Annotated in this window: 14 protein-coding genes and 1 tRNA gene; 5 read left to right on the top strand and 10 right to left on the bottom strand. The window is 57.6% G+C overall.

The window, feature by feature from the left end; genetic code table 11:
- Position 1: 1 nt before the first annotated feature.
- The 3 genes from truA to def are packed head-to-tail and all read right to left on the bottom strand — an operon-like array spanning position 2 to position 2,248.
- A complete protein-coding gene (truA, locus tag AAYR33_05490) occupies positions 2–796 on the bottom strand; it encodes a tRNA pseudouridine(38-40) synthase TruA (GenBank protein XAO70552.1) in 795 nt (264 codons plus the stop codon).
- Positions 789–1,700, bottom strand: a complete 912-nt coding sequence (gene fmt / locus AAYR33_05485; GenBank protein XAO72319.1) for a methionyl-tRNA formyltransferase — start codon at positions 1,698–1,700, stop codon at positions 789–791. Before fmt ends, truA begins: the two co-directional genes overlap by 8 nt.
- Before the next feature lie 2 nt (positions 1,701–1,702).
- Positions 1,703–2,248 (bottom strand): peptide deformylase, encoded by a 546-nt coding sequence (def, locus tag AAYR33_05480; GenBank protein XAO72318.1) that lies wholly within the window; start codon positions 2,246–2,248, stop codon positions 1,703–1,705.
- Between the two features lie 196 nt (positions 2,249–2,444).
- Between def and AAYR33_05475 the strand changes: the two genes are divergently transcribed.
- Genes AAYR33_05475 through AAYR33_05465 form a run of 3 tightly spaced genes read left to right on the top strand, consistent with a single transcriptional unit; the run spans position 2,445 to position 3,620 of the window.
- Entirely contained in the window at positions 2,445–2,942 is a 498-nt protein-coding gene (locus tag AAYR33_05475; protein XAO72317.1) for an Hsp20 family protein, read from the top strand.
- A gap of 56 nt (positions 2,943–2,998) precedes the next feature.
- Positions 2,999–3,253, top strand: a complete 255-nt coding sequence (locus tag AAYR33_05470; protein ID XAO72316.1) for a DUF1150 family protein — start codon at positions 2,999–3,001, stop codon at positions 3,251–3,253.
- Between the two features lies 1 nt (position 3,254).
- Complete coding sequence (locus tag AAYR33_05465) at positions 3,255–3,620, top strand: RidA family protein (GenBank protein ID XAO72315.1); 366 nt, start codon at positions 3,255–3,257, stop codon at positions 3,618–3,620.
- Positions 3,621–3,704: 84 nt separating this feature from the next.
- On the opposite strand, the gene lptB is transcribed toward AAYR33_05465, so the two are convergent.
- The 6 genes from lptB to AAYR33_05435 form a co-directional block, all read right to left on the bottom strand.
- Positions 3,705–4,475, bottom strand: a complete 771-nt coding sequence (gene lptB / locus AAYR33_05460; protein XAO72314.1) for an LPS export ABC transporter ATP-binding protein — start codon at positions 4,473–4,475, stop codon at positions 3,705–3,707.
- Positions 4,472–5,419: an LptA/OstA family protein gene (locus AAYR33_05455; GenBank protein ID XAO72313.1), complete on the bottom strand. Its 948-nt coding sequence runs from the start codon at positions 5,417–5,419 to the stop codon at positions 4,472–4,474. Before AAYR33_05455 ends, lptB begins: the two co-directional genes overlap by 4 nt.
- Complete coding sequence (gene lptC / locus AAYR33_05450; GenBank protein XAO72312.1) at positions 5,416–6,174, bottom strand: LPS export ABC transporter periplasmic protein LptC; 759 nt, start codon at positions 6,172–6,174, stop codon at positions 5,416–5,418. The genes AAYR33_05455 and lptC overlap by 4 nt, the downstream gene beginning before the upstream one ends.
- Positions 6,171–7,148, bottom strand: a complete 978-nt coding sequence (locus AAYR33_05445; protein ID XAO72311.1) for a KpsF/GutQ family sugar-phosphate isomerase — start codon at positions 7,146–7,148, stop codon at positions 6,171–6,173. Before AAYR33_05445 ends, lptC begins: the two co-directional genes overlap by 4 nt.
- Before the next feature lie 121 nt (positions 7,149–7,269).
- A complete protein-coding gene (locus tag AAYR33_05440) occupies positions 7,270–7,920 on the bottom strand; it encodes a ribonuclease D (GenBank protein ID XAO72310.1) in 651 nt (216 codons plus the stop codon).
- 81 nt (positions 7,921–8,001) lie between these two features.
- Positions 8,002–8,088 (bottom strand) — tRNA-Leu (locus AAYR33_05435).
- A 402-nt stretch (positions 8,089–8,490) separates the two neighbouring features.
- On the opposite strand from AAYR33_05435, the gene AAYR33_05430 reads away from it, so the two are divergent.
- Together AAYR33_05430 and gltB are read left to right on the top strand one after the other, a co-directional pair.
- Positions 8,491–9,963, top strand: coding sequence for an NAD(P)-dependent oxidoreductase (locus AAYR33_05430; GenBank protein XAO72309.1), 1,473 nt, complete (start codon positions 8,491–8,493; stop codon positions 9,961–9,963).
- A 3-nt stretch (positions 9,964–9,966) separates the two neighbouring features.
- A complete protein-coding gene (gltB, locus tag AAYR33_05425) occupies positions 9,967–14,484 on the top strand; it encodes a glutamate synthase large subunit (GenBank protein XAO72308.1) in 4,518 nt (1,505 codons plus the stop codon).
- Between the two features lie 39 nt (positions 14,485–14,523).
- Here the strand turns inward: gltB and galE are convergent, their stop codons facing one another.
- Entirely contained in the window at positions 14,524–15,549 is a 1,026-nt protein-coding gene (gene galE, locus AAYR33_05420) for a UDP-glucose 4-epimerase GalE (GenBank protein XAO72307.1), read from the bottom strand.
- Positions 15,550–15,823: the final 274 nt, after the last annotated feature.

The raw sequence follows: 15,823 nt of genomic DNA, 5'->3' as shown, positions 1-15,823 counted from the left end.
ATCACGCAATTTTAAAAAGTTTTTCCGGGTAATCCACCCTGATCAGGCACAGCCCCTCAGGCGGGGCGGTGGGGCCGGCCTGAGTTCTGTCCCGGGCATGAAGCACATCGCGTAAATGCGTTGCGGACCATTTGCCCCGTCCCACTAAAGCCAGTGACCCCGCGAAATTCCGCACTTGATGATGAAGGAAGGAGCGCGCCTGCACCTCAAGGACAATATAATCGTCCGAACGGGTGATGGTCATTTCATCCAACGTTCTGATCGGGCCGCTGGCCTGACAGGACGCCGCCCGGAATGATGAAAAATCATGTCGTCCGATCAGAAAGCGTGACGCCTCCTGCATGGCATCGACATTAAGGGGATGTTTGACGTGCCAGACATGATGGGCGTCCAATATCGGACGCGCCGCCCGGTTGAGGATCGTATAACGATAACGCCGACCAATGGCGGAAAATCGTGCGTGCCAGTCCGTTGGCGCTGGACGGGCCATTCTGACGCCGATCAAGTGGGGCTTCAGGTGGAAATTCAGCCCGTTACGAAGTTGGTGGGCGGAGACGGCGCGCATATCGGGCACATCGAGCTGCACAACCATGGCTGAAGCGTGCACCCCGGCATCTGTCCGGCCCGATGTGGCCGACATCACGGACCGACCACCGAAAAAAGCCGCGCCCGCAGCCTCCAGACAGCCCTGGATGGAGGGACCATTTTCCTGTCGTTGCCAGCCGACAAACCCCGTTCCGTCGAATTCGAGGAGAAGCGCCCAGCGCGTATAACCCGCCTCCGGGAGGTTATTCAAAGCGACTTCCTCGCGGCACGGCCCAGCCTCTCAAAAACACATCTTGCGCGAGCATGGCTTTACCGGGCCTTTGAATATGGGTCAGCCGCAAGGCATCCTGGCCGCATTGAACGGTGAGTGCATCATCCAGAGTCATGCCGGGCTGTGCAGATGAAACGCCTTTCATGACCTCAGCCCCGCCGATTTTGAGGGTCGTACCATTATAGGTCGTAGAGGAGGACGGCCAGGGCGTGAGGGCGCGGATCCGGCGTTCCAGCGTCTCGGCTGGGAGGGACCAGTCAATCCGGCCTGTCTCCCGCGTCAAACGGGCCGCATATGTCGCGCCTTGATCAGATTGCGGTGTGGCCTGCAATGGCGCGTTTAAAGTCTCAATAAGGCGTTCTGCGCCGAGAGCCGACAATTTATCATGCAAAGTCGCCCCGGTTTCATCCAGAGCGATGGGGATGCGCGCCGTTGACAGGACGGGGCCTGTATCCAGCCCCGCATCCATTTGCATGATGGAAATACCCGTTTGCGCATCGCCCGCCATGATAGCGGCCTGAATCGGCGCTGCACCGCGCCAACGCGGCAGGAGACTGGCATGCACATTTATGCAGCCAAGGCGCGGCGCGGTAAGAAAGGCGAGGGGAAGGATGATCCCGTAAGCGACGACAATGGCGGCATCCGCTTTGAAGTCGCTGAATATTTTGAGTTCTTCAGCTTCATCACGAAGCTTCGAAGGCGACATGACCGGGAGGTGTGCTGCCTCTGCGGCCTGACGCACCGGCGAAAGCTGCAATTTTTTGCCACGTCCCGACGGGCGAGGCGGCTGGGTATAGACCGCGACAATCTCATGACCGGCTGCCCGAAGCGCGTCCAGAACCGGAACGGAGAAAGCGGGCGTGCCCATGAAAATAAGGCGCATGACTACTTCCCGCGCTGTTCTTTCGCCAGTTTTCTCATCAGCATATTGCGCTTCAACTTTGAAAGATGATCCACGAAAAGAATGCCATCGAGATGGTCGATCTCATGCTGGATGCAGATCGCGAGGAGACCATCTGTTTCCAGCTCTTCATCCTGACCATCGAGATTCTGATATTTTATCGTGACGCGCTCCGGCCGGATAACCTCCGCATATTGGTTGGGGACGGAGAGGCAGCCTTCCTCCGTCACAGCTTTCTCATCTGAAAAGGAGGTGATCTCCGGGTTAATGAAGATGCGAGGGCACCTTGCGTCATTCTCGGTAATGTCGATAATCATGAAGCGCAGCCCGATCCCCACTTGCGGCGCGGCGAGGCCAATCCCCGGTGCACGATACATGGCCGCGAACATACCGGGCAGGGTCACACGAACTTGCGACAGATCCGAAGCCTGGACGCGCGCAGCCTTGCGCGAGAGGACAGGGTGCGGTGCAACCAGGATCGGTGTCGGCGTGACTGAGTCGAGATCGTTCAAGAATGAGAGAGCTTCCATAGCGCGCTCCTACCGAAATTTCGGCGTCGCGCCAACGTTTTTCGTCGTCGCCATGCCGCCGAAGCAAAAGTTAAAACGGGATCGGGGTGGTTGAAGTTGTCAGTTTGAGTCGCATATGTGATAAAATGATCCTTATTCAACCGTCTGACGCCATTCGGGTCAGGACGGTTTGTCTCGCTCAATGAGGAGGCTTGCTTTGTCAGGACGCTTATTCACTTCCCCGACATTTCTCGGGTTCGATTATCTGGAGCAAATGCTGGAGCGTGCTGCCAAAACTGTCTCGGATGGCTACCCGCCTTACAATATTGAGCAGCTTGACCAGAAAACGCTGCGCGTGACACTGGCCATCGCCGGGTTTGCCATGACGGATCTCCAGATCACGCAGGAAGATAACCAACTTGTGATCAGGGGCCGTCAGAATGACGACTCGCAGGGCCGCGCCTTTATCCATCGCGGTATTGCGGCACGGCAATTTCAAAAATCTTTTGTGCTTGCCGACAATATAGAAGTCGGGGATGCATGGCTGGATAACGGGTTGCTTCACATCGATTTGTATCGCCCTCAGCCTGAAGTTCGCGTTAAGCAGATAGAAATTTCGGACGGCAAACGCAGCGCGCGTGGTATGCCCAATACGGAGATCGAGCTGCCTCGACCCAGGCGCCCGCGCGGAACTCCCGCCCCTGGCGACAATTAAAACCTGAAGGGGTTTCGCCCCCGCTTAGTGTCTTCATACTGAAAGGACGCTTGAATATGGCCAGAACATCCTCCGCTTCGGACGCGCCTTATCCCGCCGGAGCGACATCGGACCTTCGGACTATCTCCAATCTGGAACTGCTTAAACTTGGCATGAAACAGGTTGCCTATGTCAGGGAAGTCGTCTTTGAAGGTGAGGCCGCTTTTGCGATTCATGCGGCTGATGGTACGCCCATGGCCCTGGCCGAGGACCATGATAGCGCCGTTGAAGCGATTATCGATAATGAGTTGACGCCAACCTGGCTTCACTGAGGTGATTCGTTGTTACGCTAATGAACCACGTCTGAGTGGTGCAGTGCGCCATGGCGGTCTTGTCTATCTGGCGGGGCAGGTCGCGGATGACACCTCGCTTGATGCTGAAGGGCAGACCCGCGACATCCTCGCGCAGATCGACCATCTGCTTGCGGAAACCGGGTCGGAGAAGCCTCATTTGCTGTCCGTGCAGATCTTTCTCGCTGATATCACGGATATCGACGCCATGAACAAGGCGTGGGATGCATGGATTGATGTGGGTTGCAAACCGGCTCGCGCAACGGTTGAGGCGCGTCTGGCGGCCCCGTCATGGCGTGTTGAGATCACGGCGATTGCGGCCTGTCGCCCGGACGCACGCGACGCGTAACGAAGGTTTCGGGCCGGGGGTGCAGGAATTTCGCTGTTCGAAGCGCTTCCGCGCGCCTGGTGCAAATCAGGCTGTGATGCGCGACTAAAGCGAGAAATTCTCACCAAGATAAACGCGACGCACATCCTCATTGGCGACAATGGCCCCCGGCACGCCTTCCATCAAAACCTGGCCACTATGCATGATATAGGCGCGGTCAATGACTTCCAGCGTTTCACGCACATTATGGTCCGTGATGAGCACACCGATCCTCCGATCTTTGAGGTGAGAAACGAGGTCACGAATCTCGCCCACCGCAATCGGGTCAATCCCCGCAAGAGGCTCATCCAGCAAAATATAATTTGGCTGGCTCGCGAGGGCGCGGGCGATTTCAAGGCGACGACGTTCACCGCCGGAGAGGGCGAGGGACGGGGCATGACGCAAATGCGAAATGCCGAATTCGCCGAGGAGACCATCCAGCATCGCATGGCGTCGGTCGTAATCTGACTCAACGACTTCCAATGCCGCGAGGATGTTCTGCTCCACATTGAGCCCGCGAAAAATACTGGCCTCCTGCGGCAGATAGCCAATGCCCAGACGCGCCCTGCGATACATGGGCAGGCCGGTAATATCGGCGCCATCGAGAGTGATGGTGCCCGTATCGGGCTGGACGAGTCCAACAATCATATAGAAGCTTGTCGTCTTGCCCGCGCCATTGGGGCCGAGCAGTCCGACAGCCTCGCCTCGCTGCACCTGAAGCGACACATCTTTCACGACCTGGCGCTTTTTATATTTTTTGCCGATGCCATGGGCAATCAAACCTGACGAAACCGCGGGATTATCCACGATTTCATGCAAAGCGATCGTCTCGTTCATTTCGTAGGCCCTGATCTGGTGCTGTTGGTCTGGTTCGGGATGACAAGGCCCTCAATACGTTGCCCCGGTGCGGGGTCCATGATCGCGACACCTGTTTTGACATTCACAATCGCTGATTGCCCGTTATTCTGGTTCTGCCCATTCGTAACATGGACGCTCCCGATCAACCGCGCCAGTTCCGTATCGAAAACATAGACGCCACGGTCCCCGGTCGCTGTTTCCGTCGGGGTGCGGATGATGACATTGCCCCACGCATAGGCGCGATCAAGCCTGCCGGCTTTCGCGCCGGATTGTCCATCCTGCTGCGTTGTTGTTTTGTGGCGCGACGCTTCCGGTGTATCCGGCTTGCCGAACGCAACAAGGATATCGGCCCGGATCCTCTTTCCGTCATTGGTTGTCACCGTGGCGTCGCCGCGCCCGACCGACATTTTATTTGTGGTGTGATATTCAACGACGTCACGCGCGGTCATGACGGTGGTCGGCGTCGTCATTTTCAGGTTTTTCCCTATCATGACCAATGTCGCTTGATCGACATCGTAAAGCGCCCTGTCGCCCCAAGCCTGGTCGGTCGGGGAATAAATATGGACGTGCCCGATGGCCTCCATGCGGTAAAGCTCCATCGACCCGCCCATCGCATAATCCCCGTTCGAGGCGCCGGCTTGAGACGCGTTCCCCGTCTGGTTCTGTGCGGATTGGGGCATTGTCTTCTTGCGTAGAAACCCGATGAGCTGATCAGCATCAATCGTGGCATCGCCGCGCACAGCCCGTGCGCGATCAAGAAAAGTGATCGTCTGGGAGTCGTGATCATAAGTCTGGGGGCCAGCTGAGCTGATGGTGATCTGCTCCCCGTGGGATTTATCAATCGTGTCGGCCCGGGCGTTGACCACGCCATAGAGTGAGATGCATGTCACAAGAGCGAAGGATCGCGTCAGACGGCAGGTCATGGACTGGAAGTTTCATCTTTTCGACGTGTCGGGAGCGTGTCGTTCTGGTCATTATTGCGAACGATGCGCTCCGGCCCGGTAAATTCAAGCAATCCGGCGTGCTGGTCCAGAAAATAGCCCTGCGCGTCAAGCTTGCCAAACGGGCCCTCCGCATGTGCCCAGTCTGAAGATGCGATGATCCCGGCATGGAGGTCAAGATCTGCGGTCGGGCTGTTCATCAACGTCCCATCATCACGATAGAGTACGACGTGACCGCGCAGGTTCAAAGTCTGCTCATGCTGCATGTAAACGCCGCTATCGGCACGGATCTGCGCCCAACCGCCGCTCGTCAGATGCAGCTCAGCTACCGGGTCCACAAGGTCGATGCGATTCAGATCCCGCTGGTTGGCGAATTTCGCGGTGATCATGTAAGGCCGATTTCTGTTATCGAGCCCGCGATAAACCGCGTCCTCCAGCGTGCCATTCTGCACGCGCATTTCTTCCATCTCTTTCAGGACGGCCTGATTGACATTGACCCACCGCGCCACTTCGGGCCAGACAGCGATGGAGCCCAGCATCAGAATGGCCACACAGGGCAGCACCCATTTTGCTATATCAAGCCGTTTGCGCCTTGTATGCAGGGAGGCCTTGGTGGGTAGGTTGCGCGGCCGCTCATTCTGATGGTCCAGCAAGGCGCGGCGATGGGCCGCCTGCGCCTTGCTGTCGCGTTGGAAGTCATCCCGTCGCGGTGGCGGCGTGCGTGGCGTGTCGCTCATGGAACCGTGACGCGGAGGAGGTCATGGAGATGTACAATACCTTGAGGGCACCCTGACTCATCTAGAATAAAAACGCTGGAGACAGGGCGCGCACGCTCCGTCATCAGTTGAAGCACCTCCTGCGCCAGTCGTGAGGGTTCCGTCGTTAGGGGCGAGACATTCATAATGTCACACGCGGTGCGCGTCTTAAGGTCGCCAGATAAAGCGGGCCGTAAATCGCCATCGCTGATCAGACCGATCAGGCGTCGCCGGTCATCAATAATACCGATACATCCGAAAGTTTTGCGCGTCATCTCAACAATGACGTCTGTGAGGGTCATATCCGGCCGGCCAAGAGGCATGGCTGCGCCCGAATGCATTAATTGTGAGATGGGCCGCAGCGCCGTGCCCAATTTGCCGCCAGGGTGAAACGCGCCGAAATCATGGGCGGAGAATTGCCGCTTCTGCAACAAGGAGACCGCCAGCGCATCGCCCAAAGCCAATTGCATAAGTGTACTTGTGGTAGGGGCCAGGCCCATCGGGCAGGCCTCCGCCGCCATGGGGAGGAGCAGAAGCACGCGGCTGGCGCGCGCCAGCGTGCTTTGCGCATGGCCCGTCATCGCGATGACAGACAGGTTATTCCGGATGGCGTGTTCAATGACGGCGACAAGCTCCCCCGTTTCACCGGAATAGGAGATCAGAAGGAGGACATCGTCCTGACGCACCATGCCGAGATCACCATGGGCGGCTTCCGCCGGATGCAGAAAGAGCGAGGGCGTGCCTGTTGAGGTCAGTGTGGCCTGTATCTTACGGCCGACATGCCCTGATTTCCCGATGCCGGAAACAACCAGACGGCCCCGCATCGACAGGATGAGTTGAGTCGCCTCAGTGAAGGCATTCTGAAACATCGTGTCGCAGGTGAGGGCCTCCCGCAGACGCGCAAGTCCGACACTTTCTGCATCGATTGCGTCAATCGCAGATTGGAGAACACTCATAAGCCGGTCCTTGCCGTCAAAACGCGTAAAGCCTCAAATCGAGATGAGTTGGTCATACTGACTGATCAATGAGTCATGTCCCGACCACTCTAACGCATCAGACGACGAAACAACACCGCGTTCAAGCGCGGTGGGAGAATATGTCAGGGTCCGTGTAACCTAACATGTCCAGCTTCGCCCGTGTCGGCAGGAAATCGAAACAGGCCTGGGCAAGCGTCATGCGATCTTCCCGCTCCAGAAGAGCTTTGAGCTTCGCCCACAACGCGTGAAGATAGAGGACATCGGAGGCCGCATACTTCAATTGCTCTTTATTGAGAATTTCGGCGCCCCAGTCGGACGTCTGCTGCTGTTTCGCCAATTCAATGTCTAGAAGCTCCCGGCATAAATGGGCAAGGCCGTGCCGGTCGGTAAAAGTGCGCACGAGGCGCGCGGCGATTTTAGTGCAGATAACGGGCGTCACCTCAATTTTGAGGGCATGTTGCAGGAGGGCGACGTCAAAACGCGCAAAATGCATGAGCTTCGTCGTCTGCGGGCCTGTCAGCAGCGCTTTGAGATTGGGGCAATCCGCATAGCTTCCATTGAGCCGGGGCGGTCTGATCTGCACAAGATGTGCCGTGCCATCACCGGCGGAAAGCTGCACAAGGCAAAGCCGGTCTCGATGCAGGTTAAGCCCCATGGCTTCCGTATCGATCGCGACAATAGCGCCGAAATCAAGGCCGGATGGCAGGTCTCCATCATGGAGGAGGGGTTGGGCTTGCGGGCTGGAAGTCATCGGCAATCGTCCTTCATCCGGCCCGGTCCGGGCGGTGACGGCAAAATGTCGCTTACACCGTCAGACATTTTTAAAGAAAACTGGTGCCCAGAAGAAGACTCGAACTTCCACGTCCTTGCGGACACAGGTACCTGAAACCTGCGCGTCTACCAATTCCGCCATCTGGGCACGGAGCCTGTCATGCATCTCAACGACACATGCAGTTGGTGAGCAAGCGTTTAAACGCCTCGTGGCCTGGCGTCAATATGGTGTTTTGCGTCTCGTGCGCCTGTTTACGGCGGCAGGATGCGCTGGGGGGTGCGAGTCACAATGAGGGTCAGGATAAAACGTCACATATGTGATCTATTAGAGACTGAAGAAAATTTCTGTCCCGATGCGACGAGAGTAAAAACGGCAATTAGGTCAATATAAATGACTTATATTATCAGCCCATTTCCTTTATGTCGCGATATAGGCGCCTTCCCCTTAATCAGCGCCTGCTTTCTTGCAAGGATGAAAAGCGGCGCGCGTGGGCTCCCCCTCACGATTTCGGAATGCGTTTCATCTGATGCTCTGGGAGAGAGGTTGGCGATGGTCGAGCGGATGCTTCAATTTGTTTCTGTCCCGCAGGAAATGCCGCAGAAGCGTGATGCTGACGCACGCCGACGGGATTTTGCAGAAATCTATAAAAACTTCGCGCTCAAACAGGCTGAGCGTCAGGCCGGTCGATGCTCACAATGTGGCGTTCCCTTCTGCTCCGTGCATTGTCCACTGGGGAATAATATACCCGATTGGCTGATGCTGACGGCGGAAGCGCGGTTAGAGGAAGCTTTCGCGGTTTCCTCCGCGACAAATAGCTTTCCCGAAATTTGTGGCCGCGTCTGCCCGCAGGACCGCCTTTGTGAAGGTAATTGCGTCATCCAGAAGGGCTTTGAGAGCGTCACGATTGGCGCTGTCGAAAAATTCGTGACGGAAAATGCCTTTGCCGAGGGTTGGGTTAAGCCGCGTCTGCCGCGCGCTGAATTGGCGCAATCCGTCGCCATTATCGGTGCCGGTCCCGCAGGGCTCGCTGCAGCGGAGCGGCTTCGGGCGCGCGGCTATCAAGTCCATGTTTATGACCGGCATGACCGTATCGGGGGTTTGCTTGTCTACGGTATTCCCAGTTTCAAGCTTGAAAAAGACATCATCGCGCGGCGTCATGATCTGCTCGTGAGGCAGGGCATTCAGTTCCATCTCAAGACGGAGATCGGGGAAGGTGAGGGGCGCATCAGCTTTGCGGCACTGCGTGACCAGCATGATGCCGTTTTCATCGCGACGGGTGTTTATCGATCCCGGGATATCGCGCTCCCCGGCGCAGCGCGCGCGGGCGTCATTCAGGCTTTGGCCTACCTTACGGAGTCAAATAAACGCGGTTATCATGAGATTCCGGACGCAGAGACCGCCCTCCATGCCCGGGATCGCCGCGTCGTCGTGATCGGGGGCGGCGATACGGCTATGGATTGCGTGCGCACGGCGATTCGTCAGGGTGCTGCTTCCGTGGCCTGCCTTTACCGGCGGGATCGTGAAAACATGCCCGGCTCAGCGCAGGAAGTGCGGAATGCGGAGGAGGAGGGCGTCACTTTCTCCTGGCTCACCACGCCGGTCGAATTTGTCGGTGCACAGCAGATTGAGGCTATTCGGGTGAAGGCCATGCACCTGGGTGGTATCGGCCCGACAGGACGACGGGATGTTGAGCCCGTGCCCGGCGATGTCAGGCAAATTCAGGCTGATTTTGTCATATTGGCGCTGGGTTTTGAGCCGGAAGACCTGCGCGCTGACTGGCGCGTGCCTGAGTTGGGCGTGACACATTGGGGCACGGTGCAGACCCGCCCTGGGCAATATGAGACGAACCTTGAAGGCGTATTTGCTGGCGGGGATATTGTGCGCGGCGCTTCCCTTGTCGTCTGGGCCATACGTGATGGGCAGGAGGCCGCTGAATCCATGCACGCTTATCTCAAGACGCGTGACGCGGCCGAATCGCACGCAGCGGCGCCGATGATGAAAAAGCGCCGGGTGGGGGAATAAACCATGTCAGAAAATAACTTCGTCACGGAATGGCAGAATAACGTCGCCGCTCTCAAAAATCTTTATGACCCCGCGCAGGAGAAGGACGCATGTGGCGTCGGTCTCATCGCCGCATTAGACGGGAAGCCCCGTCGCGATGTGGTTGAAGCGAGCATTGAGGCGTTAAAGGCCCTCTGGCATCGCGGTGCTGTGGATGCGGATTGCAAGACGGGTGACGGTGCGGGCATTCATATAGAAATTCCGCAGAATTTTTTCCGGGATGTGATTCATTATAGCGGTGCGGGGACGGAAGATGCCCGGCTCGCAGTCGGTATGGTCTTCCTGCCAAAAACGGACCTCGTCGCGCAGGAGGCCGGGCGCTCAATCATTGAGAGTGAAGTGCTCAATTTCGGCCATGGCATTTATGGCTGGCGACAAGTGTCCATCGATACAAGATGCATTGGGGAAAAAGCCAATGCAACCCGGCCGGAGATTGAGCAGATCATCATCCGCAATGCGCTCGGCCGTTCGGAAGATGAGTTTGAGCGTGACCTTTACGTCATTCGGCGTCGTATTGAAAAAGCCGCTTCCGCCAGCCAGACCGACGTTTATGTCTGCTCCCTTTCCTGTCGGTCCGTCATTTATAAAGGTATGTTCCTGGCGGAGAATTTGACGGATTTTTATCCGGATCTACTCCATCCGCAATTTATCTCGCGCTTCGCCATTTACCATCAGCGTTATTCGACCAACACATTCCCGACCTGGAAGCTCGCCCAGCCTTTCCGGCACATTGCCCATAATGGCGAAATCAATACGCTTTCCGGCAATGTCAATTGGATGCGCAGCCATGAAACGCGCCTGGCCCATCCGGATTTCGACGCTTACATGGAGGATATCAAACCCGTCATTCAAGCCGCAGGCTCCGACACGGCGATGCTTGATAATGTGTTTGAACTCCTCGCTCTCGCCGGGCGACCGGCGCCGCTGGTCAAAACCTTGCTCGTCCCGGCATCTCTGAGCCAGGCCTCCGGTCTGACGAAAGATGAGCGCGCGCTGTTTCATTATCATAATGCGGTGATGGAGCCATGGGACGGCCCGGCCGCCCTCTGCGCCACGGACGGGCGTTGGGTGATTGCGGGGCTGGACCGGGCCGGTCTGCGTCCCCTGCGTTACACGATGACGTCGGACGGATTGCTGATTGTCGGTTCGGAAACCGGGATGGTGCATGTTGAAGATGCGCGCGTCACCGCGAAGGGGCGGTTGGGTCCGGGTGAGACGCTGGGCTTCAACCTTGATAAAGCGCAGCTTTACATGCCTGATGAGATGCTGCGCCACCTCGCGGCGCAAAAGCCCTTTGCCTCCTGGACAGAGCGGACGCGAAACATCAAGGCCATCGTGCGGGATGACGTCGCGGAACCCGTGACTCTCGATGATGATGCCCTCATGCGGCGGCAACTTGCCATGAGCCTGACTTATGAAGATCTGGAGATGATCCTTCATCCAATGATTGAAAATGCGTCAGAAGTCATCGGCTCTATGGGGGATGACGCGCCATTGCAGGTGCTGTCAAAGACCTATCGCGGCCTGGCGCATCATTTCCGTCAAGGTTTCAGCCAGGTCACGAACCCACCTATCGATTCGCTGCGTGAACTGAACGTGATGAGTTTGGCCACGCGCCTCGGCAATCTGGGCAATATACTCGACCAATCGCCGGACCAGTGCGATATGTTGCTTCTGCCGAGCCCCGTCCTGACAAATGGGGAGTTCGAAGCGCTGCGGCAGTTCTGTGGACGTGAAGCGCAGATGATTGACTGCACCTTCCCGCTTGCAGCGGGGGAGGCGGGTTTAAAACAGGCGATCACCCGCATCCGGCGTGAGGCGGAGGAAAGTGTGCGCGGTGGATGCACCCATCTCTTTTTATCCGATGAAAAACAGGACGTATCCCGGGTCGCGATCCCGATGATTCTGGCGACGGCGTCGGTGCATATCCATCTGGTGCGACAATCTTTGCGGACGTTTACGTCGCTAAATGTCCGGTCATCCGACGTGCTTGATGTGCATGGTATGGCGGTGACGATTGGCGTTGGCGCGACGTCGGTCAATCCATTCCTCGCGCAGGAGGCCATTGCCAATCGCCTCAAACGCGGTCTTTTCGGTGCCCTGAGTTTGAGGGATGCGGTCGAGCGTTATCGCAAGGCGCTGGATAAGGGCCTCCTGAAAATCATGTCTAAATCCGGCATTTCCATCGTGGCGAGCTATCGCGGTGGCTATAATTTTGAGGCGATCGGTTTATCGCGTGCTTTTGTCGCGGAGTTCTTCCCCGGAATGCCCTCGCGTATCTCCGGGATTGGCCTGCCCGGACTGGCGCGCAACGTCATCACAGCCCATCGCGCAGCTTGGGGGGGTGATGTCCAGGCGCTTCCCATTGGTGGGCTTTACAAGCTGCGCCGCAAGGGTGAGGTTCATGCGTTTAACGGGCAGTTGATCCATATGCTGCAAAGCGCGGTGAGTAGCGAGAATTTCGCGCTCTACCAGCGTTATGCGGACGCCGTGCGCCAGCAACCGCCCGTCGCATTGCGGGATCTCCTCGATTACCACAAAACCCGTCAGCCCATCCCGGTTGATCAGGTGGAGAGCATCACGAAAATCCGCCGTCGCCTCGTTGCGTCGGGAATTTCCCTCGGGGCGCTGAGCCCAGAAGCGCATGAGACGCTGGCAATTGCCATGAACCGTATCGGTGCCAAATCCGATTCCGGTGAGGGCGGTGAGGATCCTGCGCGTTTTCGCCCGCGGGAAAACGGGGATAATCCGAGTTCAGCCATCAAGCAGGTGGCGTCCGGGCGCTTTGGCGTCACGGCAGAATATCTCAATAGCTGCCGGGAAATTGAAATCAAGGTCGCGCAGGGCGCCAAGCCGGGTGAGGGCGGCCAGTTACCGGGCTTCAAAGTTACGGAACTGATCGCACGCCTGCGCCACGCGACACAAGGCGTGACGCTGATCTCCCCGCCGCCGCATCATGATATTTATTCGATCGAGGACCTCGCGCAGCTCATTTACGACCTTAAGCAGATCAACCCCGACGCCACAGTGACGGTCAAACTCGTCGCACGGAGCGGGATCGGCACGATCGCGGCGGGGGTCGCGAAGGCCAAGGCGGATGCGATCATGATTTCGGGTCATAGTGGGGGGACAGGGGCCAGCCCGCAATCTTCCATCAAATATGCGGGCCTTCCATGGGAAATGGGGTTGAGTGAGGCGCATCAGGTGCTGATGCTCAACCGGTTGCGTCACCGCATTGTCCTGCGCACGGATGGCGGGATCAAAACCGGTCGGGATGTCGTGATCGCCGCCATGCTCGGCGCGGAGGAATTCGGGATAGGCACGGCGGCGTTGGTCGCGATGGGGTGCATTATGGTGCGTCAGTGTCATTCCAACACCTGTCCCGTCGGGGTGTGTGTGCAGGATGAAAAGCTGCGGGCCAAATTTGAGGGTACGCCGGAGAAAGTCATCAATCTTTTCTCCTTCATCGCGGAGGATGTCCGTAATATCCTGGCGGATCTTGGTTATAGTAAGCTGGAAGACGTGATCGGACGCACGGATCTTTTGCGTCAGGTCTCACGCGGGGCGGATTATCTGGATGATCTTGACCTGAACTCCCTCCTCGTCCAGGCCGATCCGGGGCCCTATGCACGATACTGCACGCGAGAAGGCCGGAACCCGGTGCCGGATGCGCTCGATATGCAGGTTATCGCGGACGCCAAGCCCTTTTTTGACGATCGTGAAAAATTGCAACTGTATTACACTGTGCAGAATACGGACCGCGCCATTGGCACGCGCATCTCGTCCATGATCACCCGGCGTTACGGCATGGATGCCCTGCCGGATGACCATCTAACCCTGCGCCTGCGTGGCGCGGCGGGGCAGTCACTTGGGGCTTTCGCCGTCAAGGGCCTCAAGCTTGATGTTGTCGGTGATGCAAATGACTATGTTGGGAAAGGTCTTTCCGGCGGCACGATCGTCATCCGGCCGCCCCCGATGGCGCATTGGCAATCACAGGAAAACGCAATTATCGGCAATACGGTGCTGTATGGCGCGACGTCAGGCGCGCTCTTCGCAGCGGGGCAGGCGGGTGAGCGCTTCGCGGTCCGGAATTCCGGCGCACTCAGCGTCATTGAAGGCTGTGGTGCGAATGCGTGCGAATATATGACAGGTGGAGAAGTGGTCATCCTCGGGCAGACGGGCGCGAATTTCGGCGCTGGCTTTACTGGGGGCATGGCTTTTGTGTTGGATGCGGAGGGCCGGTTTGAGGAGAAGCTGAATCGTGAAACCCTCTTATGGAGTCGCGTCATCGACCCTCATTGGCAAGCGCGGCTGCGGCACTTTGTCGAACGTCATGTCTCGGAAACGCGCAGTGCCTATGCGCAAGAGATCCTGCATCGTTGGGAAGATCACCTCCCGCGTTTCTGGATGATTGTGCCGCAGGATTATGCGCGGTCAATCGGCTTTAAAGTGACGGAAACGGCGGAAAGCCTGCGTGCCTGATCCGGCCGGTGTCGCCCGCAAGCGTGGTTGCGTGAGGACTTACCGACGCATCACACTGGCGACATCGACCTGGCTTGCTGCATTTCCGTAACCATCAGGATGGCGCGTGCGCCAGGCGATCGCTGTCTCAATGATCTGATCAATTGCGGCATAACGGGGCGTCCAACCCGTATCTCTCGTCAAAGAGGTCGCGTCAGCGACCAGGACGGATGGGTCTCCGGCCCGTCTTTCCGCCTCATGCCATGGGACGTCGCGACCGCTGACGCGTGCGATACTCTTCAAAACGTCGAGATTGGAATGCCCGGTGCCCGTGCCGAGATTATAGGCGACGCTGCGATGATCAAGCACATCCAGGACGCAAATATGTGCCGCGGCAATATCGGATACATGCGTGTAATCGCGGATGCAGGTCCCGTCAGGTGTCTCATAATCCGTGCCGAAAATCTGTAAGGCACGACGGCGGCGCAGCATTGCATCAAGGGCAAGCGGGATGAGATGCGTTTCCGGCTTGTGATCTTCCCCCGCGCGGCCATTTGGGTCCGCCCCGGCCGCGTTGAAATAACGCAGGCAGGCGCTGCGAAGGCCGTGCACCCGATCCGCCCAATGTAAAGTGCGCTCAATGAAAAACTTGCTTTCCCCATAGACTGATCCCGGAATGATCGCGGCATCCTCCGTGATGGCACTGTGCCGGTCCGGCCCCCCGAAAAGCGCGGCGGTCGAGGAAAATACCAGCTTGCGGACGCCTTGCTGCGTGCAGGATCTGATCAGGTTCAGCGATGAGGTGAAATTATGTTCAAGGTAATGAAGGGGGTCGCGCATACTTTCCCCCACGATGGAAAGCGCGGCAAGATGAAACACGCCATCCCATCGATGCGCCCCGAAAATCGGTGCGAGCGCCGCGCCATAGCGCAGATCAACCTCATGCAGGCGGGCGGCAGATGGCACGACCTCTCGATGACCGGTCGACAGATTGTCGATAATTTCGACCTCGTGCCCCGCATCCAGAAGGGCGAGGACGATATGACTACCGATATAGCCAGCCCCGCCAGTCACCAGGTAACGCATAAAACCCCCTTTTAAGAGGCAACGCCGCCCATTTTGACAATTGAGCTGGATGGGTAGCTGCCGAACTGAAGAAGAGACCGCCTAAAGACACCGATATGCTTCGTCATGCCAAATATTGTCCCATTGATCAATGATGTAACACGGGCATTCCATCACTGATTATCACGTTGTGGAGCGTATGATTTACGTCCCCGGGCGGGATCCGTCGCGCGTTTTAAAAGGGCTTCCGCTTCCTGCCTTCCCTCAAGCCTTAACAAGGGCTACCATAATAGCT

The organism is Acetobacteraceae bacterium (assembly GCA_039613835.1).
Lineage (GTDB): Bacteria > Pseudomonadota > Alphaproteobacteria > Acetobacterales > Acetobacteraceae > Sorlinia.
This window is presented reverse-complemented; position numbering and strand designations above follow the sequence as displayed.

What these genes read in the sequence shown, in the direction of transcription:
- fmt (XAO72319.1), bottom strand. Translation starts at nt 1,700, where the DNA reads ATGCGCCTTATTTTCATGGGCACGCCCGCTTTCTCCGTTCCGGTTCTG.
- def (XAO72318.1), bottom strand. Translation starts at nt 2,248, where the DNA reads ATGGAAGCTCTCTCATTCTTGAACGATCTCGACTCAGTCACGCCGACA.
- AAYR33_05470 (XAO72316.1), top strand. Translation starts at nt 2,999, where the DNA reads ATGGCCAGAACATCCTCCGCTTCGGACGCGCCTTATCCCGCCGGAGCG.
- lptB (XAO72314.1), bottom strand. Translation starts at nt 4,475, where the DNA reads ATGAACGAGACGATCGCTTTGCATGAAATCGTGGATAATCCCGCGGTT.
- AAYR33_05455 (XAO72313.1), bottom strand. Translation starts at nt 5,419, where the DNA reads ATGACCTGCCGTCTGACGCGATCCTTCGCTCTTGTGACATGCATCTCA.
- lptC (XAO72312.1), bottom strand. Translation starts at nt 6,174, where the DNA reads ATGAGCGACACGCCACGCACGCCGCCACCGCGACGGGATGACTTCCAA.
- AAYR33_05445 (XAO72311.1), bottom strand. Translation starts at nt 7,148, where the DNA reads ATGAGTGTTCTCCAATCTGCGATTGACGCAATCGATGCAGAAAGTGTC.
- AAYR33_05440 (XAO72310.1), bottom strand. Translation starts at nt 7,920, where the DNA reads ATGACTTCCAGCCCGCAAGCCCAACCCCTCCTCCATGATGGAGACCTG.
- AAYR33_05430 (XAO72309.1), top strand. Translation starts at nt 8,491, where the DNA reads ATGGTCGAGCGGATGCTTCAATTTGTTTCTGTCCCGCAGGAAATGCCG.
- gltB (XAO72308.1), top strand. Translation starts at nt 9,967, where the DNA reads ATGTCAGAAAATAACTTCGTCACGGAATGGCAGAATAACGTCGCCGCT.
- galE (XAO72307.1), bottom strand. Translation starts at nt 15,549, where the DNA reads ATGCGTTACCTGGTGACTGGCGGGGCTGGCTATATCGGTAGTCATATC.